Source organism: Mesorhizobium sp. WSM3864 (assembly GCF_002294955.1).
In the GTDB taxonomy this organism is placed as follows: Bacteria; Pseudomonadota; Alphaproteobacteria; order Rhizobiales; family Rhizobiaceae; genus Mesorhizobium.
Map to the genome: position 1 here is coordinate 23,835 of NZ_NSGD01000011.1, position 23,994 is coordinate 47,828.

At 63.6% G+C, this 23,994-nt stretch carries 25 protein-coding genes; 17 read left to right on the top strand and 8 right to left on the bottom strand.

The window, feature by feature from the left end:
• Positions 1–28 precede the first annotated feature (28 nt).
• The 3 genes from CK215_RS31845 to CK215_RS21190 all read left to right on the top strand — a co-directional run bounded on the left by CK215_RS31845 (position 29) and on the right by CK215_RS21190 (position 999).
• Positions 29–166 carry a hypothetical protein gene (locus CK215_RS31845; protein ID WP_245418754.1) on the top strand — a complete coding sequence of 46 codons (138 nt, stop codon included), beginning with the start codon at positions 29–31 and terminating at the stop codon, positions 164–166.
• Positions 167–218: 52 nt separating this feature from the next.
• On the top strand, positions 219–404 hold the full coding sequence (locus CK215_RS31850; RefSeq protein ID WP_245418755.1) for a hypothetical protein: 186 nt from the start codon (positions 219–221) through the stop codon (positions 402–404).
• A 100-nt stretch (positions 405–504) separates the two neighbouring features.
• Complete coding sequence (locus tag CK215_RS21190) at positions 505–999, top strand: DUF3592 domain-containing protein (protein ID WP_095783848.1); 495 nt, start codon at positions 505–507, stop codon at positions 997–999.
• A gap of 5 nt (positions 1,000–1,004) precedes the next feature.
• Here CK215_RS21190 and CK215_RS21195 read toward each other — a convergent pair whose 3' ends face one another.
• Both CK215_RS21195 and CK215_RS21200 read right to left on the bottom strand, forming a co-directional pair.
• Complete coding sequence (locus tag CK215_RS21195; RefSeq protein WP_095832052.1) at positions 1,005–1,721, bottom strand: SDR family oxidoreductase; 717 nt, start codon at positions 1,719–1,721, stop codon at positions 1,005–1,007.
• A complete protein-coding gene (locus CK215_RS21200; protein WP_095832053.1) occupies positions 1,718–2,563 on the bottom strand; it encodes an SDR family NAD(P)-dependent oxidoreductase in 846 nt (281 codons plus the stop codon). Before CK215_RS21200 ends, CK215_RS21195 begins: the two co-directional genes overlap by 4 nt.
• 102 nt (positions 2,564–2,665) lie before the next feature.
• Here CK215_RS21200 and CK215_RS21205 point away from each other — a divergent pair, with 102 nt between their 5' ends.
• Entirely contained in the window at positions 2,666–3,538 is an 873-nt protein-coding gene (locus tag CK215_RS21205) for a helix-turn-helix transcriptional regulator (RefSeq protein WP_095832054.1), read from the top strand.
• A 12-nt stretch (positions 3,539–3,550) separates the two neighbouring features.
• Here CK215_RS21205 and CK215_RS21210 read toward each other — a convergent pair whose 3' ends face one another.
• A complete protein-coding gene (locus CK215_RS21210) occupies positions 3,551–4,180 on the bottom strand; it encodes a TetR family transcriptional regulator C-terminal domain-containing protein (RefSeq protein ID WP_095832127.1) in 630 nt (209 codons plus the stop codon).
• 254 nt (positions 4,181–4,434) lie between these two features.
• On the opposite strand from CK215_RS21210, the gene CK215_RS21215 reads away from it, so the two are divergent.
• The 4 genes from CK215_RS21215 to CK215_RS21230 all read left to right on the top strand — a co-directional run bounded on the left by CK215_RS21215 (position 4,435) and on the right by CK215_RS21230 (position 8,979).
• Entirely contained in the window at positions 4,435–5,763 is a 1,329-nt protein-coding gene (locus CK215_RS21215; protein WP_067328959.1) for an aspartate aminotransferase family protein, read from the top strand.
• A 69-nt stretch (positions 5,764–5,832) separates the two neighbouring features.
• Positions 5,833–7,083, top strand: coding sequence for a Zn-dependent hydrolase (locus tag CK215_RS21220; protein WP_095832055.1), 1,251 nt, complete (start codon positions 5,833–5,835; stop codon positions 7,081–7,083).
• 64 nt (positions 7,084–7,147) lie between these two features.
• On the top strand, positions 7,148–8,599 hold the full coding sequence (gene hydA / locus CK215_RS21225) for a dihydropyrimidinase (protein ID WP_095832056.1): 1,452 nt from the start codon (positions 7,148–7,150) through the stop codon (positions 8,597–8,599).
• 2 nt (positions 8,600–8,601) lie between these two features.
• Entirely contained in the window at positions 8,602–8,979 is a 378-nt protein-coding gene (locus CK215_RS21230) for a hypothetical protein (protein WP_095832057.1), read from the top strand.
• 17 nt (positions 8,980–8,996) lie between these two features.
• On the opposite strand, the gene CK215_RS21235 is transcribed toward CK215_RS21230, so the two are convergent.
• On the bottom strand, positions 8,997–9,407 hold the full coding sequence (locus CK215_RS21235; protein ID WP_170950346.1) for a cupin domain-containing protein: 411 nt from the start codon (positions 9,405–9,407) through the stop codon (positions 8,997–8,999).
• 110 nt (positions 9,408–9,517) lie between these two features.
• Between CK215_RS21235 and CK215_RS21240 the strand changes: the two genes are divergently transcribed.
• The 5 genes from CK215_RS21240 (at position 9,518) to CK215_RS21265 (ending at position 14,333) form a co-directional block, all read left to right on the top strand.
• Positions 9,518–10,309: an ABC transporter ATP-binding protein gene (locus tag CK215_RS21240; protein WP_095832058.1), complete on the top strand. Its 792-nt coding sequence runs from the start codon at positions 9,518–9,520 to the stop codon at positions 10,307–10,309.
• 361 nt (positions 10,310–10,670) lie between these two features.
• A complete protein-coding gene (locus CK215_RS21250; RefSeq protein WP_095832060.1) occupies positions 10,671–11,549 on the top strand; it encodes an ABC transporter permease in 879 nt (292 codons plus the stop codon).
• Positions 11,546–12,700, top strand: a complete 1,155-nt coding sequence (locus tag CK215_RS21255) for an ABC transporter permease (RefSeq protein ID WP_095832061.1) — start codon at positions 11,546–11,548, stop codon at positions 12,698–12,700. Before CK215_RS21250 ends, CK215_RS21255 begins: the two co-directional genes overlap by 4 nt.
• Positions 12,701–12,739: 39 nt before the next feature.
• A complete protein-coding gene (locus tag CK215_RS21260) occupies positions 12,740–13,711 on the top strand; it encodes an ABC transporter substrate-binding protein (RefSeq protein WP_066990642.1) in 972 nt (323 codons plus the stop codon).
• 175 nt (positions 13,712–13,886) lie between these two features.
• Positions 13,887–14,333: a CHRD domain-containing protein gene (locus tag CK215_RS21265; protein WP_066990644.1), complete on the top strand. Its 447-nt coding sequence runs from the start codon at positions 13,887–13,889 to the stop codon at positions 14,331–14,333.
• A gap of 51 nt (positions 14,334–14,384) precedes the next feature.
• Here the strand turns inward: CK215_RS21265 and CK215_RS21270 are convergent, their stop codons facing one another.
• From CK215_RS21270 to CK215_RS21280, 3 genes are all read right to left on the bottom strand, one after another.
• The gene (locus CK215_RS21270) at positions 14,385–16,034 is read right to left on the bottom strand and encodes a thiamine pyrophosphate-binding protein (protein WP_095832062.1); all 1,650 of its coding nucleotides are present in this window, start codon (positions 16,032–16,034) and stop codon (positions 14,385–14,387) included.
• A complete protein-coding gene (locus tag CK215_RS21275) occupies positions 16,031–17,206 on the bottom strand; it encodes a CaiB/BaiF CoA-transferase family protein (protein WP_095832063.1) in 1,176 nt (391 codons plus the stop codon). Before CK215_RS21275 ends, CK215_RS21270 begins: the two co-directional genes overlap by 4 nt.
• Before the next feature lie 81 nt (positions 17,207–17,287).
• Positions 17,288–18,220 carry an alpha/beta hydrolase gene (locus tag CK215_RS21280; protein ID WP_095832064.1) on the bottom strand — a complete coding sequence of 311 codons (933 nt, stop codon included), beginning with the start codon at positions 18,218–18,220 and terminating at the stop codon, positions 17,288–17,290.
• Positions 18,221–18,416: 196 nt separating this feature from the next.
• Between CK215_RS21280 and CK215_RS21285 the strand changes: the two genes are divergently transcribed.
• From CK215_RS21285 to CK215_RS21300, 4 genes are all read left to right on the top strand, one after another.
• The gene (locus tag CK215_RS21285; RefSeq protein ID WP_066990652.1) at positions 18,417–19,427 is read left to right on the top strand and encodes a ribonuclease; all 1,011 of its coding nucleotides are present in this window, start codon (positions 18,417–18,419) and stop codon (positions 19,425–19,427) included.
• 155 nt (positions 19,428–19,582) lie between these two features.
• Positions 19,583–21,232, top strand: a complete 1,650-nt coding sequence (gene ettA / locus CK215_RS21290) for an energy-dependent translational throttle protein EttA (protein WP_066990654.1) — start codon at positions 19,583–19,585, stop codon at positions 21,230–21,232.
• 38 nt (positions 21,233–21,270) lie between these two features.
• Positions 21,271–22,038, top strand: a complete 768-nt coding sequence (gene tam / locus CK215_RS21295) for a trans-aconitate 2-methyltransferase (protein ID WP_095832065.1) — start codon at positions 21,271–21,273, stop codon at positions 22,036–22,038.
• 118 nt (positions 22,039–22,156) lie between these two features.
• Positions 22,157–23,278, top strand: a complete 1,122-nt coding sequence (locus CK215_RS21300) for a beta-ketoacyl-ACP synthase III (protein ID WP_095832066.1) — start codon at positions 22,157–22,159, stop codon at positions 23,276–23,278.
• Positions 23,279–23,284: 6 nt separating this feature from the next.
• Here the strand turns inward: CK215_RS21300 and CK215_RS21305 are convergent, their stop codons facing one another.
• A complete protein-coding gene (locus CK215_RS21305; RefSeq protein ID WP_066990664.1) occupies positions 23,285–23,851 on the bottom strand; it encodes an isoprenylcysteine carboxylmethyltransferase family protein in 567 nt (188 codons plus the stop codon).
• Between the last annotated feature and the right edge of the window lie 143 nt (positions 23,852–23,994).

The following is a 23,994-nucleotide window of genomic DNA, read 5'->3' on the forward strand; positions in this document are numbered from 1 at the left end:
CGCGGCTTTCATTTGCGAGATCAATGACATGTTTGAGAATCTTCAAAGCGAGATTCTGTTTGCCGCGCGCCTGCTGCTCGGCGGCGCCTTCGTCATTGCCCGGCCTGCGCAACGTCCAGCACAAGATCTGCTCATCCCGATGATGGCGGTACGCGGCGTGCCTTAGGCAGAGCCGGCATTGTGGCTGGGCATGTCCTGCAGGTCGCGCCGGACGGCTGGTGATTGGCGGCTTATGGACCGCGCTGGCGGCGGCAAGCCTGACCCTGTTCCTGATCGTCGCGACGCCGATGTTTCACAATTTCTGGAATCATCAGGGTCCGGATCGCACCTCACGCATCAACGGCTTCGTCGGCAATGTCGCCTTACCCAGCGGCATTCTGGCACTGACCACGCACTATGCCTGACAACCGCACTCGGATTCCGCACAATTGAGTGGCGCCGCGTTAATCGGTTTGTCGCGATTGTCCTGTATTGGCAAAAAACAGGTTCGCCGTCGGAGCGTTCATGGAGCAGAGCTGGACTGCATTCTGGGCACGCGTTTCGGATGCCTTCCACCAGACGCTGTTGCCGTTCCGTGCAGTCGCGGGAGCCTTCGGCCAGCATCCGAGCGACATTCAGATATGGTGCTTTCTGTGCGGCGTCTTCTTCCTGGCGGTCGTCGCCATACAGACCTATGGCGACATCATGCTCAGGCGACGCGGCGCCTTTGCCACCGGCAAGGTGATCGGCATCGACAAGTCGAGCGACGGGCCGGACACGCCGATCATCGAATTCGCCGACCGACTGGGCAAGACCTGGCGTTTCGGATCGCATCTGCCGGTCAACGGAACGACCGGGAACGTCGGCGCAGTGGTCGAAGTGATTTATGACCCTCTCCACCCGAAGCGGGCGCGGGAAGTCGGCCGCCCGCTGATGAAGGCCGTCCACCTGGCTGTCTGGTATGCGGTCGTCGCCGGGCTGATGGTGCTGGCCTTCTTGCCCGGCCTCTTTTCCAATTGATCCATTCAGGCGGCGAAGCGCAGGCCGCCGTCGCAGGTCAGCACCTGGCCGGTCATGAAACCGTTGGACACCAGGAAGGCGATCGCGTCGGCGACGTCCTCGGCGCGGCCGATGCGGCCGACCGGCGTCTTTCCGGCGTACTCGGCAAAGACCGCCTGCTGCTCTTCGCCCGATAGAAAATCCCACCAGGGCGTATCGATGACGCCGGGGGCCACGACGTTGACGCGCAGCGGCTTCAGTTCGACGGCCAGGATCGGGACTACGGTCAAAAGCATGCCGTTGATGGCGCCGATGCCGGCAATGCCGGGTGCTGCGATCTGCGCCGAGACGGCCGAAATGAAAGTGACCGATCCGGCTTTGTTCAAGGTCGGCAGGGCCGCTTGCAAGCAGCCTAGCTGCGGCTTGATCTTCTCGTCGACGCCGCTGCCGATGTCGGCAAGGTCGAGGGTCGCGAACGGCCCAAGGCCCCTGCCGCCGCTTGCGGCGAGAACGAGATGGTCGAATGGGCCGAGACCATCGAAGAAGTGCCGGACCGCGTCCGGCTTGGTCGCGTCGAAAGCGGCCTTGCCGACGGTGCCGCCGAGGCTCTTCCAGGCGTTGTTCAGCTTGTCCTCGCTGCGGCCGGTGATCGTCACCTTCATCGTGGGGCTGAGCAGCCGTTTGGCTGTGGCAAGGCCAATGCCAGACGAGCCGCCGATGATGACGCAATGTTCGATGCTCATGAATGCTGTTCCCTGGATGTCGCGGAAGATTGTCCGGTCAGTTCGAGGCTGAGCGCCCGCAACCGGCTGCGGGCTCTTTCGTCATAGGCCTGGGCATCGGCGCGCGCTTCCCGCTGGCCATCGAAATAGAGGCCGCTGCGCCCTTCGAGCGCCGGAGATATTGCCAAGTTGAGGATCGCGTCGGCGCCGGTCTCGACCGAGCTCCACGGTGTGATGCCGGCCTGCCGGACCATGGTGGTATCCATGTAGCTTGCCGGATGGAGTGCATTGACGGTGACGCCGCTGCCTTCGAGCTGCTCGGCCAGATCGATGGTGAACAAGATCTGCGCCAGCTTGCTCTGGCAATAGGCGCGCACGCCGCTGTAGCCGCGGGCCAGATTGACATCGTCGAAATCGATCGCCTGCTGGCCGGCGGAGGCGACATTGACGATGCGCGCCGGCGCGCTTGCCTTCAGCAAGGGCAAAAGCTCCGACGACAGCAGGAAGCCTGCGAGATAGTTGACGGCGAAGCGCATTTCGTAGCCGTCGGCGCTCACTTGCCTTTTTGCGCCTTCGCCGCCCGTGCCGACGCCGGCATTGCTGATCAATATGTCGAGCCGGTCGGTTCCTGCCCGCACGGCGTCGGCAAGGCGGCGCACTTCGGCGAGCGACGAAAGATCCGCAAGCAGAAATTCGGCGTTGCCGCCCTCGGCTTCGATGGCAGCGACTGTCGCCTTGGCGCGAGTTTTGTCGCGGCCATGCACCAGCACGCGGGCGCCGGCAGCGCCGAGCCTTTCAGCGACCACGCGGCCAACCCCGTCGGTCGAGCCGGTGACGAGAACGGTCTTGTTCTTAAGTTCCATGTTCAGAGCCTCCTTATGCTGCTCTGAACGCAAGATGGGGCGCGGCGCGCAGGCCAAACAGTTCAAATTTTATCCTGGTATCGATACTGCTATAATAGCTGCATGGATGCCGTGCCCCATTCCCCTGACGACAGCCGCCGCCGCGAGCTCGGCGCTTTCCTGCGCTCGCGCCGGGAGCGGCTCTCGCCTGCCGACATTGGGATTGCGAGCGGCGCCAGGCGGCGTACGCCCGGGCTGAGGCGCGAGGAAGTGGCAATGATCGCCGGCGTCGGCACCACCTGGTACACCTGGCTGGAGCAGGGGCGGGACGTGCGGCCCTCGGTCGAAGTGCTGACCGCGCTCTGCGAGGCGCTGCGCCTGGACGCCGTCGAGAAGCGGCATCTGTTCATCCTTGCCGGCCGCCAGCAGCCGGAGCAGCGCGCGGCGACGTCTGAAAAGGTCGACGCCACACTGCTCCACATGCTGGGGAGCCTCGTCCTGCAGCCGGCTTATGTGGTTGGCCGGCGTTGGGACGTGCTCGCCTGGAATCCGGCGGCGGTCGCCGTGTTCGGCGACTATGGCCTGCTGGAGGGCGATGCCCGCAACATCGTCCATCTGGTGTTCACAAGCCCGCATCACCGCCGGCTGCTGGTCGATTGGGAAGAGCTTGCCCGCGTGGTGCTCGCTTCGTTTCGCGCGGAGAGCGCCAAATATGTCGGCGATCCGGATTTCGAGCGGCTGATCGCGCTGATGATGCGCTCAAGCCCGGAGTTCCGTGATTGGTGGCCGCGGCGGGACGTGGCGAGAAGGCTGACGGGCGTGAAACACGTCCGCCATCCCACAGCCGGCCCGATGGCTTTCGAGCATATGAGCCTGTCGATCGACGACGGCTCGGACATGCGGCTGATCGTCTACACGCCGTTGCCCGAGCAGAATACGATCGCCAAGCTCAAGAAGCTGCTGGAAGAGAAGCCCACCGAACGGCGCAGCGCCTGATCTTCGCCCGACCTAAGCTTTCGGCTTCAGCCCATCGAGGAACAGTTGCTCCAGGAACCGGGCAGCATCCTCGAAGCGGCCGTCGCCGCCGCGGGCGGGGCCGAGCACGGCGCGCACCTGGACATCGAAATCGGCGTAATGCTGCGTCGTCGCCCAGATCGAGAAGATCAGATGCCAGGGGTCGGTGCGGGCTATCTTGCCGGCGCGCATCCAGCCCTTGATGACGGCGGCCTTCTCCTCGACCAGCGTTTTCAGCTCGCCCTCGAGCATCGGCATGATGCGCGGCGCGCCCTGCAGGATCTCGTTGGCGAAGAGCCGGCTTTCGCGCGGAAAATCGCGCGCCATTTCGAGCTTGCGGCGGATGTAGCTTCTGAGCTCGGTCATCGGATCGCCGATATCGTCAAGCTCGCGGAGCGGCGCCAGCCAGGTGTCCAGGAGCCGCTGCATCAACGTCTCGTGAATGTCCTCCTTGCGGCGGAAGTAATAGAGGAGATTCGGCTTCGACATGCCGGCGGCTTCGGCGATCTGGTCGATGGTCGAGCCGCGAAAACCGTTGGCGGAGAAGACTTCGAGCGCGGCTTCCAGGATAAGCTCGCGCTTTTCCTGCTGGATGCGGGTGCGGCGTGGAGCTGAGCCTTCCATCGTGTCCGTCATCCTTGCCGGCTGCTGCCGTGTAGGCACTCTGGACCAATTCTCTGGACCAGTTTTTCTCTGAGCCGTGGAGCGCGCTTTCGATGCCGCATTTCCGTTAGTAGTCCCTTGACCGCCGACAGGGCGGTGCTAACGTTTGTCCAACCGGTCAAAATTTTGCGTAGCACGAAAACGCAACGAAGACCAAGCCTTGGGAAGACCAAGCGTTAGCGCACAGAAACAGGTTACAAGGGGAAATCTTGGTCATGTCCAACCGGCTGAAAGTCACGCCGAACGATCTCAGCGCATTCTGGATGCCGTTCACGGCAAACCGGCAGTTCAAGCAGGCGCCGCGCATGTTCGTGTCCGCCAAGGACATGCACTACACGACGAGCGATGGCCGCAAGGTGCTCGACGGCACTGCAGGCCTCTGGTGCGTCAACGCCGGCCATTGCCGGCCGAAGATCACCGAGGCCATTCAGCAGCAGGCCGCCGAACTCGACTATGCGCCGGCCTTCCAGATGGGCCACCCGATCGTCTTCGAACTGGCGAACCGCCTGGTCGATATCGCGCCGAAGGGCATGGACCATGTGTTCTTCACCAATTCCGGTTCGGAATCGGTCGAGACCGCGTTGAAGATGGCGATCGCCTATCACCGTGTCCGCGGCGAGGGTTCGCGCACCCGGCTGATCGGCCGCGAGCGCGGCTATCACGGCGTCAATTTCGGCGGCATTTCGGTCGGGGGCATCGTCGCCAACCGCAAGATGTTCGGCACGCTGCTCGGCGGCGTCGACCATCTGCCGCACACCCACCTGCCGGAGAAGAACGCCTTCTCGAAGGGCGTGCCTGAGCACGGCGCCGAACTGGCGAACGAGCTGGAGCGTCTCGTCACCCTGCATGACGCCTCGACCATCGCTGCGGTCATCGTCGAGCCGGTCGCAGGCTCGACCGGCGTCATCCTGCCGCCGAAAGGCTACCTGCAGAAGCTTCGAGAAATCTGCACCAAGCACGGCATATTGTTGATCTTCGATGAAGTGATCACCGGCTTCGGCCGTCTTGGCGCGCCATTCGCCGCCGATTATTTCGGCGTCACGCCGGATATCATGACGACGGCCAAGGGCGTCTCCAACGGCGTCATCCCGATGGGCGCGGTTTTCGTGAAGAAGGAAATCCACGACGCCTTCATGAACGGCCCGGAGCACATGATCGAGTTCTTCCACGGCTACACCTATTCGGGCAATCCGATCGCCTGCGCCGCGGCTCTCGGCACTTTGGACACCTACAAGGAAGAAGGCCTGCTAACCCGCGGCGAGGAGCTGGCGCCTTACTGGGAAGACGCGCTGCATTCGTTGAAGGGCGAGCCGCATGTCATCGACATCCGCAATATCGGCCTGATCGGCGCGATCGAGCTGGCGCCGATCGCCGGTAGCCCGACCAAGCGGGCCTTCTCGGCCTTCGTCAAAGCGTTCGAACGCGGCGCGCTGATCCGCACAACCGGCGACATCATCGCGCTGTCGCCGCCGCTGATCATCACCAAGGGCCAGATCAACGAACTGATCGACCATGTTCGCGATGTTCTGCGCTCGATAGACTAACTGCTCAAACCGCTCGGGCGGCGACGGGAACCGCCGCCCGACCGGAGACCTGAAATGAGAGGACTTTGAATGGCCGCCCCCGGCGAGAATCTGCGAATCAATTCAGACCGTTTGTGGGATTCCATCATGGAGATGGCGAAGATCGGCCCCGGCATCGCCGGGGGCAACAATCGCCAGACGCTGACCGATTCCGACAAGCAAGGCCGCGAACTGTTCAAGTCTTGGTGCGACGAGGCCGGGCTCACGATGGGCGTGGACCAGATGGGCACCATGTTCATGACGCGGCCCGGCACCGATCCGGACGCGCTGCCGATCTATGTCGGTTCCCATCTCGATACACAGCCCACCGGCGGCAAATATGACGGCGTGCTCGGCGTGCTCTCTGGCCTCGAGGTCGTGCGCTCGCTCAACGATCTCGGCATCAAAACCAAACATCCGATCGTCGTCACCAACTGGACGAACGAGGAGGGAGCCCGTTTCGCGCCGGCCATGCTCGCCTCCGGCGTGTTCGCAGGCGTTCACACGCAGGACTATGCCTATGCCCGCAAGGATCTCGACGGCCTGAGCTTCGGCGACGAGCTGAAGCGAATCGGTTGGGTCGGCGACGAGACGGTCGGCGCGCGTAAGATGCACGCCTATTTCGAGTACCATATCGAGCAGGGGCCCATCCTCGAGGCCGAGAACAAGCAGATCGGCGTGGTGACCCACTGCCAGGGCCTGTGGTGGCTGGAATTCACGCTGACCGGCCGGGAGGCGCATACCGGCTCGACCCCGATGAACATGCGCATCAATGCGGGGTTGGCCATGGCCCGCATCCTGGAGATGGTGCAGACGGTCGCGATGGAGAACCAGCCTGGCGCCGTCGGCGGTGTAGGCCAGGTGAAGTTCTCGCCCAACTCCCGCAACGTTTTGCCGGGCACGGTGATCTTCACTGTCGATATCCGCTCGCCCGATAAGGCGAAGCTCGACGGCATGCGCGCGCGCATCGAGAAGGAGGCGCCGAAGATCTGCGAGCCGCTCGGCGTGAAATGCGCGGTCGAGGCGGTCGGCCATTTCGATCCGGTGACCTTCGATCCGACGCTGGTCGGCCGTGTCCGCACCGCCGCCGAGAAGCTGGGCTACAGCCATATGAACATCATCTCCGGCGCCGGCCACGACGCCTGCTGGGCGGCCAAGGTCGCGCCGGCGACCATGGTCATGTGTCCCTGTGTCGGCGGGCTCAGCCACAACGAGGCCGAGGACATCTCCAAGGAATGGGCGGCGGCAGGCGCCGATGTGCTGTTCCACGCGGTGGTCGAGACGGCAGGAATCGTCGAATGACCGAGTAGAAATCACCTCGAAAAAGCCGCTCGCAAAGAAGCGCGAAAAGATCAGGGGAACAGATATGACCAAAGTCATCAAGAACGGCACCATCGTCACCGCCGACCGCACGTGGAAAGCCGACGTGCTGATGCAGCACGGCAAGATCATCGCCATCGGCTCGAACCTGCATGGCGATCACGAGTTCGACGCCACGGGCTGCTATGTCATGCCGGGCGGCATCGATCCGCACACCCATCTCGAAATGCCCTTCATGGGCACCTATTCGGCCGACGATTTCGAATCCGGCACGCGCGCGGCGCTTTCCGGCGGCACGACCATGGTCGTCGATTTCTGCCTGCCGGCGCCGCAGCAGTCGCTGCTGGAGGCGCTGCAGATGTGGGACAACAAGACCTCGAAGGCTGCCTGCGACTATTCCTTCCACATGGCGATCACTTGGTGGGGCAAGCAGGTCTTCGACGAGATGGCGACCGTCGTCGACAGGGGCATCACCTCGTTCAAGCATTTCATGGCCTATAAGGGCGCGCTGATGGTTGACGACGACGAGATGTATTCCTCGTTCCAGCGCTGCGCCGATCTCGGCGCGCTGCCGCTGGTCCATGCCGAGAATGGCGACGTGGTCGCGGCACTCTCGCAGAAGCTGCTTGCCGCCGGCAATAACGGCCCCGAGGGGCATGCCTATTCGCGTCCGCCCGAAGTGGAAGGCGAGGCGACAAACCGCGCCATCATGATCGCCGACATGGCGGGCGTGCCGCTCTATGTCGTGCACGTCTCCTGCGAGCAGAGCCATGAAGCCATCCGCCGGGCACGCCAGAAGGGCATGCGCGTCTATGGCGAGCCGCTGATCCAGCACCTGACGCTCGACGATAGCGAATATTTCAACAAGGACTGGGACCATGCGGCGCGGCGCGTGATGAGCCCGCCTTTCCGCAGCAAGTGGCACCAGGATTCGCTTTGGGCGGGCCTGCAGGCCGGATCGCTGCAGGTGGTGGCGACCGACCACTGCTCCTTCACCACCAAGCAGAAGCGCAACGGCGTCGGCGACTTCACCAAGATCCCGAACGGCACCGGCGGCCTCGAGGATCGTTTGCCCGTGCTTTGGACCAGCGGCGTCAACACCGGTCGGCTGACGATGAACGAGTTCGTCGCGGTGACCTCGACCAACATCGCCAAGATCCTCAACATGTATCCGAAGAAGGGCGCGATCGTCGAAGGCGCGGATGCCGACATCGTGGTCTGGGACCCGAAGCGCAAGAAGACGATCACGGCCAAGAACCAGCAGTCGGTGATCGACTACAACGTCTTTGAGGGCTTCGAGGTGACGGGGCTGCCGCGCTTCGTCTTTTCCCGCGGCGAACTGTCGATCGAAGAAGCGGACGTCAAGGCCAAGGTCGGGCACGGCGAGTTCGTGGCGCGCGAACCGAACGCCGCCGTCAACCGCGCGCTTTCGACCTGGAAGGAGATCAGCGCGCCGCGCAAGGTGGAGCGCACGGGCATTCCGGCGACCGGAGTTTGAGCGTGCGCGCAACTCACCTTCTCGTCGGGGCAGCCGTGCTGCTGGCCGCCGGTCAGGCTTTCGCCGCCGGCATCGATCTCTCCAAACCCTGGGGCAACAAATCCGGCTGCATCAACAACAACGGCCAGGAGGTCTATGCCGAGGACATGCTGCTGTTGACCAGCGAGGCGTTCGTCACGGTCGCCAGCGCCTGCAGCTTTACCGACAAGAGACCCCAGGCGAATGGCTCCCTTGTGGTGACGGCGCAGTGCGAGGCGGAAGGCGAGGAGGGGCAGACGCCGGCCCAGTTCATCATCAAGCGCAGCGCCAAGAACGCCAAGAGACTGGTGATCGCCGACAAGGACGGCAACGCGATGGGAGAAGTCTCCCGGTGCAAATGACGGCGGTCCCGTCGACCTCAGGCAACCAACGCATCCAGTTCCGGCATCAGGACCACGCTTTCCTGCTCGTTGGGATCGGTGCGGGCGATGACCGCCGAAGAGGGCGCTCCGCTCAGATTGGCGGGCAGATGCGGCACGCCCGCCGGAATGTAGAACAGGTCGCCGGCCTTGACGACTTCGTGATGCTCGAGCCGGTCGCCATACCAGGTGTGGACCTCGCCGGAGAGCACATAGATCGCGGTCTCGTGGTTCTCATGCATATGCGCCTTGGCGCGGGCGCCGGGCGGCATGGTGAGAAGATGCATACAAATGCCGGAGGAGCCGACGGTTTCGGCGGCTATACCGGCGAAATAGCTCAAGCCTTGCTTGCCTTCATAAGTGCTTTCAGGGCGAATAAGGTGGCATGTGGGTTTAGGCGACATCGGCAAGGCTCCGGGCGTCGATCAAGTGGGACTAGACGAGTGGAAAGCAAGGCAATCGTAAAATCAACCGGATTCCGGCCGGCGCGGCAGCGGCTGCGAAAGACAGGTTTCTGCCGATGAGCGGACAGTCGCCAGCCGTCGTTTCGGCAAGCAAGCTCGGCCTCACCTTCCAGACCAATGACGGTCCGGTGCAGGCGCTGTCCAATGTCGATCTCACCATCGGCAAGGGTGAGTTCGTCTCCTTCATCGGCCCCTCCGGCTGCGGCAAGACAACCTTGCTGCGCGTCATCGCCGATCTGGAGAAGCCGACCTCGGGAACGATCTCCGTCAATGGGATTTCGCCGGAGCAGGCGCGCGAGAAGCGGGCTTACGGCTATGTCTTCCAGGCGGCGGCGCTGTTTCCTTGGCGCACAATCGAGCGGAATGTGGCGCTGCCGCTGGAAATCATTGGCCTCAGCCAGGCCGAGCAGGCGGAACGCATCAAGCGAACCCTCGAACTCGTCAACCTCTCCGGCTTCGAGAAGAAGTATCCCTGGCAGCTGTCCGGCGGCATGCAGCAGCGCGCCTCGATCGCGCGCGCGCTCGCCTTCGACGCCGATTTGCTTTTGATGGACGAGCCGTTCGGCGCGCTCGACGAGATCGTGCGCGATCATCTGAACGAACAGCTTCTCGAACTCTGGGATTCGACCAACAAGACGATCTGCTTTGTCACTCACTCGATCCCCGAGGCGGTCTATCTGTCGACCCGCATCGTGGTGATGTCGCCGCGGCCGGGCCGCGTCACCGACGTGATCGAATCTCCCTTGCCCAGGAAGCGGCCGCTCGACATCCGCGAGACGCCGGAATTCCTTGCGATCGCCGCGCGCGTGCGCGACGGGTTGAGGGCGGGGCACAGCTATGATGATTGAGGGTGCTTGCCAGCGGACGGACACCCGCTGCTTCGACATCCTGGGGCGGAGCAAGCGCGAAGCCGCGCGCGTGGCGGGAGCCGACCGCCGTGATTTCGTTATCCTAGGGTGGAGCGACGCGAAGCGGAGCGCAGACCCTAGGATCCATGCCGTGACGTCGACCGAAGGCCGTAAGCGGCTCAGAATACCCGACGAGCTGAGCGCGGCGCAGGGAGCCGCATTCTGCGCCACAGCGGAGCGTCGAGATAACGGCATGGATCCTAGGGTCTGCGCCGCGTCGCTTCGCTCCTTGCTCTGCTCTAGCATGACGAAAAACGCGCAGCGCCGCGTGCTGCCGTTGCGCCGGGGGAAGGCCTGCTAAATGGACTCCTTCCGTTCCAAGATCATCCCGGTCACCTCAATCCTCGCCGGCGTGGTGGTGCTCTGGTATGTCTTCGCCGTCATCCTCAATGCGCCGTTCCAGCGCGATCTCGACGCCAGAGCCAACGAAACCCCCGGCACGGTCGAATTCATCGGCAAGACATTATCGCAGCCGAAGCCGACGCTGCCGGCGCCGCACCAGGTGGCGGTGAACTTCTTCGAGAACACCTTCCTGCGCGGCATCACCTCGAACCGCAGCCTTGTCTACAATGCCTGGGTGACGCTGTCCTCGACGCTGCTCGGCTTTGCTTTCGGCACGGCGCTCGGCATCGTGATCGCCGTCGGCATCGTGCATGTGACGACGCTCGACCGCAGCCTGATGCCGTGGATCATCGCCTCGCAGACCATTCCGATCCTGGCGGTGGCGCCGATGATCATCGTGGTGCTGGCGGCCATCGGCATCACCGGGCTGATCCCGAAGGCGCTGATCTCGACCTATCTGTCGTTCTTCCCGGTTGCGGTCGGCATGGTGAAGGGATTGCGCTCGCCCGAGCTCATGCATCTCGACCTGATGCACACCTATAATGCCAGCGCCTCGCAGACCTTCTGGAAGCTGCGCGTCCCGGCATCGGTGCCGTTCCTGTTCACGTCGATGAAGGTGGCGGTGGCGGCGAGCCTGGTCGGCGCCATCGTCGGCGAATTGCCGACGGGTGCTGTCGCCGGCATCGGCGCCAAGCTGCTTTCCGGCGCCTATTACAGCCAGACGATCGACATCTGGTCGGCGCTGGTTGCGGGCTCGGTGGTTGCCGCGCTTCTGGTCATGGTGGTCGGCATCGCCGGCCGCCTGGTCGACCGCGCCATGGGCGGGAGGCCGGCATGACCTGGCTGAAACCATCCTGGCAAGCGGTGCTGGCGATCCTTCTTTGCGTCGTCGCCTTCGCGCTCGACGCGATGTCGACACCGGAAGCGGCTGCGCTGGCCGAGCCTGCCGCGACGGTTGCCTACCCGTATATGGGCACCAAAGGTCTCATCCTCGGATTGCTGCTGATCGCGGCGCTGGTTTCGACGGTGAGACTCGCGCCACTTCTCGAAGCCGTTGTCTTGTTCGTCGGCGCACATGTCGCAGCGTGGCTTCTGGTCAAGGGCATTGGAGGCTTCGAGGGCACGGCACTGGCGCCGTACTTTCTGGTTCTCGCGGCCGCCTGGTTGCTTGCCTGGCGCTGCGTCGCGCTGTTGTCCTCGCTACGGCCTGCAGCCAGTGGGGCCAAAACGGCGCTGCGGCTGATCATTCCGGCGATCTTCGGCGCCTGGATCCTGATCATCTGGGAAGCGGTGACGCGCGGCGCCGGCATTCCCTTCATCCTTTTGCCGCCGCCGAGCGCCATCGGCGCGCGCATCGCCAACTCGCTGCCGATCCTGGGATCGGACGTGCGGCAGACGATCTTCAAGGCAGTGCTGATCGGCTACATCGTCGGCAATCTCGCCGGCTTCGTCGTCGCCATCCTTGCCGACCGTGTGCCGTTCCTCAGACGCGGGCTGCTGCCGATCGGCAACATGGTATCGGCGCTGCCGATCATCGGCGTCGCGCCGATCATGGTGATGTGGTTCGGCTTCGACTGGCCGTCCAAGGCGGCGGTCGTCATCATCATGACCTTCTTCCCGATGCTGGTGAACACCGTCGCGGGGCTTGCCGCCTCCGGCCACATGGAGCGCGATTTGATGCGCACCTATGCGTCGGGCTACTGGCCGACCTTGCTGAAGCTGCGGCTGCCGGCGGCCATGCCGTTCATCTTCAATGCGCTGAAGATCAACTCGACGCTGGCGCTGATCGGCGCCATCGTCGCGGAGTTCTTCGGCACGCCCGTGGTCGGCATGGGATTCCGCATTTCGACGGAAGTCGGGCGGATGAACATCGACATGGTCTGGGCCGAAATCGCAGTTGCAGCACTTGCGGGTTCGGTCTTTTATGGCGTGGTCGCTCTTGTCGAGAGAGCCGTCACGTTTTGGCATCCCTCTGTCCGTGGTGGATAGGGGCGGTGGGTTTGGGTGCTAACTTCAGAGGGTAAAAACATGAAAAGACTGGTAATTTCTGCTCTGGCCGGGGCGATGTCGCTGGCCGCTTTCCAAGCGATGGCGGCCGACAAGGTGACGCTGCAGCTGAAATGGGTCACGCAGGCCCAGTTCGCCGGCTACTACGTCGCCAAGGCCAAGGGCTTCTACGAGGCCGAAGGGCTCGACGTCGACATCAAGCCGGGCGGGCCGGATATCGCGCCCGAGCAGGTGATCGCCGGCGGCGGCGCCGATGTGATCGTCGACTGGATGGGCGGCGCGTTGGCCGCCCGTGAAAAAGGCGTGCCGCTGGTCAACATTGCCCAGCCGTTCAAGAAAGCCGGCATGGAGCTGGTCTGCCCGAAGGACGGCCCGATCAAGACCGAAGCCGACTTCAAGGGCCACACCCTCGGCGTCTGGTTCTTCGGCAACGAGTACCCGTTCTATGCCTGGATGAACAAGCTCGGCCTCAAGACCGACGGCGGCAAGGACGGCGTCACCGTGCTGAAGCAAAGCTTTGACGTGCAGCCGCTGATCCAGAAGCAGGCGGACTGCATCTCGGTCATGACCTATAACGAGTACTGGCAGCTGATCGACGCCGGCTACAAGCCGGAGCAGCTCACCGTCTTCAACTATTCGGCCATGGGCAACGACCTGCTCGAGGACGGCCTCTACGCGCTGGAGAACAAGCTCAAGGATCCGGCCTTCGAGGACAAGATGGTGCGCTTCGTGCGCGCCTCGATGAAGGGCTGGAAATACGCGGTCGACAATTCGGATGAGGCGGCCGAGATCGTCATGGATAATGGCGGCCAGGACGAGAACCATCAGAAGCGCATGATGGGCGAAGTCGCCAAGCTGATCGACAATGCCGACGGCAAGCTCGATCCGGCCACCTATGAGCGCACCGCCAAGGCGCTGCTCGACCAGAAGATCATCGCCAAGGAGCCGTCGGGCGCCTACACGACCGCGATCACCGACAAGGCGATCAAGTAAGGTCGACCTCGCCAAGTCGAGACTTAACGGGGGCGGGTGACCGCCCCTTTTGCTTGGCTGTGGTAAAATATCCGTGTGCAGGGATACAAGCGCCCTGCCAACCGTTGCAGTGGGGCATCCGCGCGCCGGGGGAGCCGCGGCAGGGCGGATGCGCGCCAGCCAAGGAGGTTCTCCAATGCGCATCCAATCATGGCCGATGCTTTCGGCCTTTGCTGTCTCGACTGCTTTGCTGCTCGCATCTCCGGCCTTGGCCGAAACTGTGAAGTACAATGCGACGCTCGACGGTAGCCAGCAGAGCCCGCCCGTCACCACCAAAGGCAAGGGAACCGCCACATTCACCTTCGACACCGCCAAGAAGAAGCTCAGCTGGAACGTCAAATATTCCGGCCTCAGCGGACCTGCGACGGCTGCTCACATTCACGGGCCGGCCGCGTCGGGTGAAAACGCACCTCCGGTGATCCCATTCAAGAAGCTCAAAAGCCCGATCAAGGGATCGGCGACGCTGACCGACGCGCAGGCGGCCGACCTCGAGGCCGGCAAGTACTACGTCAACGTCCACACCAAGGCGAATCCGGACGGCGAGATCCGCGGCCAGATCGAGAAAGCCGGCGGATCGATGTAGCGGAGTTTCCTCAGGCAGCAACGAGGGGGGCGACCGCCTCGTTCTGCCTGATCAAGACTTGTCGCGTATCTGTGTCAGCGTGCGGGTCGGCGTGATGGCCTCGGGATCGAGCCTGATCTCGACGATCGCCGGTTTGCCGCTGGCGCGTGCGCGTTCGAAGGCCGGCGCAAAGTCTTCGGTCTTTTCGACGGTCTCGCCATGGCCGCCATAGGCGCGGGCGAGGGCGGCGAAATCCGGGTTCTTGAGGTCGGTCGCCACGACGCGGCTCGGATATTCCCGCTCCTGATGCATGCGGATCGTGCCGTAGATGCCGTTGTTGACGACGACCACGATGATCGGCAGGTCGTATTGCACGGCGGTCGCGAACTCCTGCCCGTTCATCAGAAAGCAGCCGTCGCCGGCAAACGCGATGACCTCGCGATCCGGGTACAGGGCCTTGGCCGCGACCGCGGCCGGCGTGCCGTAGCCCATCGAGCCGGAAGTCGGCGCCGCCTGCGTGGCGAAGCGGCGGAAGCGGTGGAAGCGATGCACCCAGGTGGCGTAGTTGCCGGCGCCGTTGGTGAGGATGGCGTCTTCCGGGAGCGCCTTTTCCAGATAGGTCATGATCGGCCCCATCTGGACGGCGCCGGGGCCGGTCTGAGGCGGCGTCGACCATTCGAGATAGGCGGCATGCAGCTTTGCCGTCTCCGCCGCCCAACCGGGCGCGGCCGAAACTTTGCGTCTGGCGAATGCCCGCACGAAGGCGGTGGGGGAGGCGTTGATCGCCAGGGTCGGCCGATAGACGCGGCCAAGCTCGCCGGCGTCGGCGTGGACATGCACCAGCATCTGGTCCGGGTAAGGGCTTTTCAACAGCGTATAGTCCGAGGACGGCATCTCGCCCATGCGGCCGCCGATGAGCAGCACCAGGTCTGCCTGCTTGATCGCTGCAGCCAGCTTCGGATTGATGCCGATGCCGACATCGCCGGCATAGTTCGGATGCAAGTGGTCGAACAGCATCTGGCGGCGGAACGAACAGCCGACCGGCAGTGACCACGCCTCGGCGATCCGGGTGACGTCCTGAACCGCCTGAATATCCCAGCGCGTGCCGCCCAGGATGGCAATTGGCCGTTTGGCGGCATTGAGCAGGGCCTCAAGCCGGTCGAGTTCGGCTTCACCGGGGCTTGTTTCGACCGGCGTATGAGCCAGCGCCGGTGGGGCCTCGACCTCGCTGGTCAGCATGTCCTCGGGCAGCGAGATGACGACCGGACCAGGTCGGCCCGACGTCGCCACCGCGAAGGCGCGGGTGACGAATTCCGGGATGCGCGAGGCATCGTCGATCTCGACCACCCATTTGGCGATGTCGCCGAAGAAGCGCTTGTAGTCGACCTCCTGAAAAGCCTCGCGCTCCTTGGCGTGACTGGCGACCTGGCCGATGAACAGGATCAGCGGCACCGAATCCTGCATGGCGATATGAATGCCGGCCGAAGCGTTGGTGGCGCCGGGGCCGCGGGTGACAAAGCATATCCCGGGCTTGCCGGTCAGGCGCCCCTGGCAGTCGGCCATCATCGCCGCTCCGCCTTCCTGACGGCAGACGATGGTGCGGATCGGCGAGTCATGCAGCGCGTCGAGCACCGCCAGATAGGATTCGCCTGGAACGCAGAAGATGCGGTCGGTGCCGTTCGCTTCGAGCGCCTCGACGATCAATTGTCCGCCGGTCTTCATTTTGCTGATCTCTCCAGTTCGGCAAGGATTTCCTCAGTGTGCTCGCCGAGACGCGGCGAGGGGCGCTCATAGACGAGCGGCGTGCCGGACATCACCATCGGCGCACGTACCGTAGGCAGCAAATTGCCATGGCCGTCGTCGAGGTTGAGCTTCATGCCGCGCGCGATCGTCTGCGGGTCGGCGAACATCTGGCCGATCGTGTTGATCGGGCTTGCCGGCACGCCGGCCGCCTCGAGCTTCGCCAGCAGCGGATCGCGATCCCACGTGCTCAGCGACTCGATGATCTGTTCGCGCAGCTTGGCGCGATTGGCGACGCGCGCCGGATTGGCGGCGAAATCCGGATTGGCTGGCAACTCGGTCAGCCCGACCACTGCGCAGAACTTGATGAATTGTCCGTCATTGCCGACCGCCAGAATGATATGGCCGTCCCTGACCGGCAGCACCTCGTAAGGCGCGATGTTCATATGCGCGTTGCCCATCTGCACGGGCGACTTGCCGGAGACCAGATAGTTGAGGTTCTGGTTGCCGAGCGCCGAGATCTGGCTGTCGAAGAGCGCCATGTCGATATGCTGGCCTTCACCGGTCCTTTCTGCGTGGCGGAGCGCCGCCTGGATGGCGATCACCGAATAAAGCCCAGTGAACAGGTCGGAGATGGCGACGCCCGCCTTCTGCGGCTCGCGGCCGACCTCGCCGGTGATCGACATCATGCCGGCCATCGCCTGGATGATGAAATCGTAACCCGCGCGGGGCGCGTAGGGCCCGTCCTGGCCAAAGCCGGTGATCGAGCAATAGACGAGACGCGCGTTGATCCTCTTCAGGCTTTCATAGTCGAGCCCGTATTTCTTGAGACCGCCGAGCTTGAAGTTCTCGATCAGCACGTCGGCCGTGGCGACGAGGCGGCGGAGCGTGTCGGCGCCTTCGGGCTTGGAGAAATCGATGGCGATCGAGCGCTTGCCGCGATTGCAGGAATGATAATAAGCCGCCGAAAGGTTCTCGCCGTCATGGCTCATGACGAAGGGGGGGCCCCATTTGCGGGTGTCGTCGCCGCCGTCCGGGCTCTCGACCTTGATGACATCGGCGCCGAGATCGGCGAGCAACTGCCCGGCCCAGGGGCCTGCCAGGATGCGAGCGAGTTCGATGACGCGGATGCCTTTCAGCGGGGGTTCAGCCATGGATCACCGTGAAGGGTTGAAAGCGCAGCGTCTACCAACAGAGGTCGCCCCTGTCACGACCCATGCAATGGGCCAATGCCGCTAGGGTTTCAGCGTATGATCCGCCCAGGCGGCGAAATCATTCATGATGATGTCGCGGTTGACCTCGTTCAGGCTTTCGTGGCGGGTGTCGGCGTAAACCTTTGAAACCAGATTCGAAAAGCCCATTTTGTCCATCCGCCGGGCAAGGTGGTGAACCGCTTTGCCGTGGTCCGATGCCGGATCCTTCTCGCCGCCGATCAGATTGACGAAGAGGTCGCGGCGCACGCCGGCGAAGCTCGAATCCCTGCCGGCGTAGAGCGCGAGGTTGACCACATCGCGCCACATGGAGACGGAGGCATCCCAGCCGCAGAGCGGGTCGGCGATGTATTTGTCGACCTCGACCGGATCGCGCGACAGCCAGTCGAACAAGGTCCGGTGATTGGGCACGGCCTTGCCCCAGGCCTGGAAGGTCAGCTTGGGCAGCAGCCGAGATGGCACGTCGGAGCCCAGCCGCATCCTTTCCCAGCCCAGGATGGCCAGGGCCAGCCGGCCGAGCAGGCCTTGCGAGAAATTGCCGTTCCAGATCGCTGCGGCATGGACGCGATCGGAATGGCGGAGCACGAAATTCAGCGCGATCGAGGCGCCGAGCGAATGTCCAAAAGCGATGACCGGCAATCCCGGATGTTCAACGGCGATCAGATCATGCACCGCGCCGACATCGGCAATCACTTTGGCGATGCCGTAGGTATCGGCGAACCGGCCGAGCGGCGCATCGGGCGCCTTTGTCGCGCCATGGCCGCGATGGTCATGGGCGTAGACATGGAAGCCGCGCGCGCCGAGGAAGTCGGCAAAGCGGGCGTAACGCGCCGCATGCTCGGCCAAGCCGTGATTGATCTGGATGACGGCGCGCGGGGATATTTGCGCATGTCTCACATAGAGGTTGAGGTCGGCCCCGGTCGGTGAGGCCAGCCTGGTCTGCTTGTCGAATGGCATGTCTCGCTCCCTTGGCGACTGATGGGCGAGGGCTTCGGCTGCGTCAAGAGAGCGCGATCCTTTCGAGCCATGTGGAGTGCGCTTATCGCTCTCCTGGGGATTATTTTCGCGCGACGACAAAGATCGCAATTCTGACACGTCGCCTGTTCTAATGTGGCGAATCCGATACGGTTCGATGATCGCCGGGAGAGCGGGAATGCGGGTTTGGGCAGTATGGGGTTCGGTTGTTCTGGCCCTGGTTGGCGCCGGCGCGGCTCAGGCCGATGTGAAGATGAGCGGCACCTTCGTGGCCGACAGCGCCTGTCCGGCAACGCAAGCCATCAAGAGCGGCAAGAACTCCGGCAACGTGTCTACCCAAGCGGGACAGACCTATCAGCTTCTGGCAGGCAACAAGGACGAGCCTACCCATTATCTCATCCAGGTTCCTGGCGCCGATCCGGAGCGACGCTGGGTGAAGATCAACTGCGGCCATGTCATCGGCGGCAGCGCGTCCGCCACGCCCTCGCCGGCCGATCCGATGAAGCCGTCGCAAGCCGGTTCCGGCAAGCCTGAATATGTGTTCGCGCTGAGCTGGCAGCCCGCGTTCTGTGAGACCAAGGCCAGCAAACCCGAATGCAAGGCGCAGAATCCCAACGAATTCGACGCTTCGCACTTCACGCTGCATGGGCTGTGGCCGCAGCCGAACGGCAATTTCTATTGCCAGGTGTCGGCGGGCGACAAGGCCAACGACAATCCCGCGCATTGGGGAGATTTGCCACCCGTCGAACTCGACGCCAACACGCGCGCCGAGCTCGACCAGATGATGCCGGGCACGGCGTCCAAGCTGGAGCGCCATGAATGGATCAAGCACGGCACCTGCTACGGCAAGAGCCAGCAAGAGTATTTCTCCGACGCGCTCAATCTGATGCGCGCGGTGAACGCCTCGCCAGTGCGCGATCTCTTTGTCAAAAACATCGGCAAGCAGCTGACATCGGAGCAGATCCGCAATGCCTTCGACCAGGCCTTCGGCAAGGGCGCCGGCGACCGCGTGCGCGTCTCCTGCCTTGTCGATCCGTCGAGCGGAAGGCGGTTGATCGGCGAGCTGACGCTCGGCCTCTCCGGTCCGATCGGCCCCGACAGCAAGCTCGCCAGCCTGCTGATCGCCTCGGCGCCGACGAGCAAGGCGGGCTGCCCGAAGGGCACGGTCGACGCGATAGGGTTCCAATAGGACGTGCCACCGCCCGGATTCGGCCACCGAACCGAGCATGATTGCCGGCCGGTAGAGTTCACGACGCGGCGAAAGCGATTGCCGTTCGGCGCTTCATCGCCTACATAGCGCGCAACTCCACCCAATTCGACAGTTCAGTTTCAGGGAAAGCGCGCGTGGCTCGCCAGTTCATCTATCACATGTCAGGCCTGTCGAAGGCCTACGGCACCAAGAAGGTGCTCGACAACATCCACCTGTCCTTCTATCCGGACGCCAAAATCGGCATTCTCGGCCCCAACGGCTCGGGCAAGTCGACCATCCTGCGCATCATGGCCGGGCTCGACAAGGAGTTTCAGGGCGAGGCGTGGCTGGCCGAGGGCGCGACCGTGGGCTACCTCGCGCAGGAGCCGCAGCTCGACAACAGCAAGACCGTGCGTGAAAACGTCATGGACGGCGTCGCCAGGAAGACTGCCATCATCGAGCGCTATAACGAGCTGATGATGAACTATTCCGACGAGACGGCGGACGAGTCGGCCAAGCTGCAGGACGAGATGGACCGGCTGAACCTTTGGGATCTCGAGCAGCAGGTCGAGATGGCGATGGACGCCCTGCAGTGCCCGCCGGCCGATTCCGAGGTGACGAACCTCTCGGGCGGCGAGCGCCGCCGCGTGGCGCTCTGCCGGCTGCTGCTCGAGCAGCCCGACCTTTTGCTGCTCGACGAGCCGACCAACCATCTCGACGCCGAGACCACGCAGTGGCTGGAAAAGCACCTGCGCGACTATCCGGGCTCGGTGCTGATCATCACCCACGACCGCTACTTCCTCGACAACGTCACCGGCTGGATTCTCGAGCTCGACCGCGGCCGCGGCATTCCCTACGAGGGCAACTACACCAAATATCTCGACGCCAAGGCCAAGCGCCTGATCCAGGAAGGGCGCGAGGACGACGCCCGCCAGAAGGCGATCTGGCGCGAGCGCGAATGGATCCAATCCTCGCCGAAGGCGCGCCAGACCAAGTCCAAGGCACGCATCAAGGCCTACGAGGAATTGGTCGAGCAGTCGCAGAACCGCAAGCCGACCGACACGCAGATCGTCATCCCGTCGAGCGAGCGCCTCGGCAATGTAGTCATCGAGGTCGAGGGCCTCAACAAGGGCTTTGCCGACGAGCTTTTGATCGAGGACCTGTCGTTCAAACTGCCGCCGGGCGGCATCGTCGGCGTCATCGGCCCGAACGGCGCCGGCAAGACGACGTTGTTCAAGATGATCACCGGCCAGGAAACACCGGATGCCGGCTCGATCCGCAAGGGCGAGACTGTGAAGCTCGGCTATGTCGACCAGAGCCGCGACGCGCTCGACCCGAACAAGACGGTTTGGGAAGAGATCTCGGGCGGCGCCGAGGTCATCAAGCTCGGCAAGCACGAGGTCAACAGCCGCGCTTACTGCTCGTCCTTCAACTTCCGCGGCGGCGACCAGCAGCAGAAGGTCGGCAATCTTTCCGGCGGCCAGCGCAACCGCGTGCATCTGGCCAAGATGCTGAAGGGCGGCGGCAATGTGCTGCTGCTCGACGAACCGACCAACGATCTCGACACCGAAACGCTGGGCGCGCTCGAAGATGCGCTCGAAGCCTATGCCGGTTGCGCGGTGATCATCAGCCACGACCGCATGTTCCTCGACCGCATGGCGACCCACATGCTCGCCTTCGAGGGCGACGCGCATGTCGAATGGTTCGAAGGCAACTTCGAGGAATATGAGAAGGACAAGCTGCGCCGCCTGGGCGCGGAAGCGGCAACCCCGCACCGCATGACGCACAAGCGGCTGACGCGGTAGCAAAGTCCATGGGCGGCGAACAAATATGAGGTTCTGAAATGGCTGACTGGTCCGCCGCCCAATATCTGAAGTTCGAGGATGAGCGCACGCGGCCCGCGCGGGACCTGGCAGCACAAGTCCCGGTCGACTTCCCGCGCCGCGTCGTCGATATTGGCTGCGGTCCGGGCAACTCGACGGAGCTGCTGGTTGAGCGATGGCCAGATGCGGAGGTCAGCGGTTTCGACACCTCACCCGACATGATCGAGAAGGCGAAGGCGCGGCTGCCCAACGTGAATTTCGCGCTAGCCGATGCTTCCGCCTGGCAGCCGGCACAGCCCGTCGACGTGATCTTCGCAAACGCGGTCTTTCAATGGCTGCCGGAGCATCCGGCGGTGTTCCAGCGGCTGATCGGGCTGCTCGCGCCGGGCGGCGCCTTGGCCATCCAGATGCCCGATAATCTTGGCGAACCCTCGCATCGGTTGATGCGCGACACTGCGGCCGAGATGCCGTTCTCGGCCAAGCTCAGGAGCGCCGCCCGCGCGCCGCTGCCCGCGGTTTCCTTCTACTACGATCTTCTGTCGCCGCTCGCCGATCGCGTGGATATCTGGCACACGATCTACAATCATCCGTTGGCCGATGCCGAAGCGATCGTCGAATGGGTCAAGGCGACGGGGCTGAAGCCGTTCCTCGATCCGCTCGACGCGGACGAGAGAAAGACATTCCTCGAAAGCTACACCGCAAAGATCGCAACGGCCTATCCGAAGACGGCGACCGGCAAGGTGCTGCTGCGCTTCCCGCGCATCTTCATCATTGCCAAGCGGGCCTGACCGTTTCCGGTCAACTCATCGCGATAGCCGGAACTGCGATTTAGGCTGGCATAAACCGGGCAAATGCGACAAGGGTAGCGCGCTCCGGCACAAAGGCCGTGCCTCGGACGGATTGGACATGCATCGCGTCATCATCAGCGGCATCGGCGCCGAAATCCCCGAGCCTGTCATCACCAATGAAGAGCTGGTCGAAAGCTTCAACAGCTGGGTCGACACAGAGAATGCGCGCCGCACCGTCACGGGCGAGACGCTGCTGCAGAAGTCGGACAGCGACTTCATCGTCCATGCCTCGGGCGTGCAGACCCGCCATGTGATCGAACGCGAAGGCATCCTCGATCCGACCCGCATGGCGCCGCGCATTCCGGCCCGGCCGGACGACGTACTGTCGCTGCAGGCGGAGTTCGGCATCGCTTCGGCCAAAAAAGCCATCGCCCATGCCGGCGTGGAAGGCTCGGACATCGATCTGGTGATCTGCTCGGCCTCGCATCATCAGCGGCCTTATCCGGCGATCGCCATCGAGATGCAGCAGGCCCTGGGCACCAAGGGCGCCGGCTTCGACATGGGGCTCGGCTGCTCTTCCGCCGCGGCGGCGCTGCACATCGCGGTCAACCTTGTCAGGGCAGGGGCGCACAAGCGCATCCTGGTGTCGACGCCCGAAATCATCACCGGCCATCTCAACTTCCGCGACCGACAGACGCATTTCATCTTCGGCGACGCCTCGGTCGCCATGATCGTCGAAGGGCTCGACCAGGGCGAGAAGCGGCCGGGACGCTTCGAGGTGCTCGACACGCGCACTTGGACGCAAATGTCGAACAACATCCGCACCAATCTCGGCTACCACACCCGCACTGCCCAGGACGATCCCTACCAGATCAAACTCGAGGGCAATCTGATCAAGCAGGTCGGCAACAAGGTGTTCAAGGAAGTCACGGTCGCGGGCCACAAGTTCATCGTCGAGTTCCTGGCCGAGCATGGTCTGACGCCGCAAGGCATCCGCCGCTTCTGGCTGCATCAGGCCAATGCGCGCATGAATGCGATGATCCTGAAACTCGCCTTCGGCCACGATGTCGACCACGACCGCGCGCCGATGGTGCTGGAACGCCTCGGCAACACGGCGGGCGCCGGCGCCATCGTGGCACTCTCCGAAAATCATGCGGACATGAAGGCCGGCGATTTCGGCCTGCTCTGCGCCTTCGGCGCCGGCTATTCCATCGGCGGCGCGCTGCTGAGGATGTTGTAAACCGGCTCAGGCGGGGACGAACGGCACAAGCATCGGCACGCGCCTGGCATAGTCGTCATATGCGGGGCCGAGCTCGCCGCGCAGGAAGCTCTCTTCCAGCCTGGCCTTGACGACGATGCCGACGAGCAGCAGGGCAGTGCCGGCAACACCCCAGACAGTGCCCTTGGCTGCCATGGTAGCGAGGATCGACACCAGCAGGCCGGTGTAGATCGGGTGGCGGACCAGCCGATAGGGACCGGTGTCGACCACGCGGTGATCGGCTTTGGCGGTGACGGTGCCCGACCACAGCCGACCGAGATGCAAGCGCGCCCACCAGGCGAAAGCGATGCCGATCGCGATCAGGGCGACGCAGATCCAGCCCTCGGCAAGCGTCGGCGTCCACAGCCGCAATCGGCCGACATAGCCGTGCGCCGGCGCGAACAGCAGAAAGGTGCCGGCCAGCCAGAGAACCCGGTAACGGGCCTCAGCCTTGAAGTCCGCGCGCTTTTGCGCTGGATCGGCCCACGCGGCGGCCAGCACCCAAGACACCACCCAGGCCAACCAGAGCGCGGCGATCGCATGTTGAACCTGCATGATCTGAACCCTCCCAAGTTCGCGCCGCCATTTACGCCGCCGGCGCGGGCGGCAATGCGGCGGAACGTGAAAGCGTGCGGCGTCTTCAGGTAAGAAAGTCGTGATCGCCATCAAGCGCTGTGATCGGATCATCAGCGCTTTCG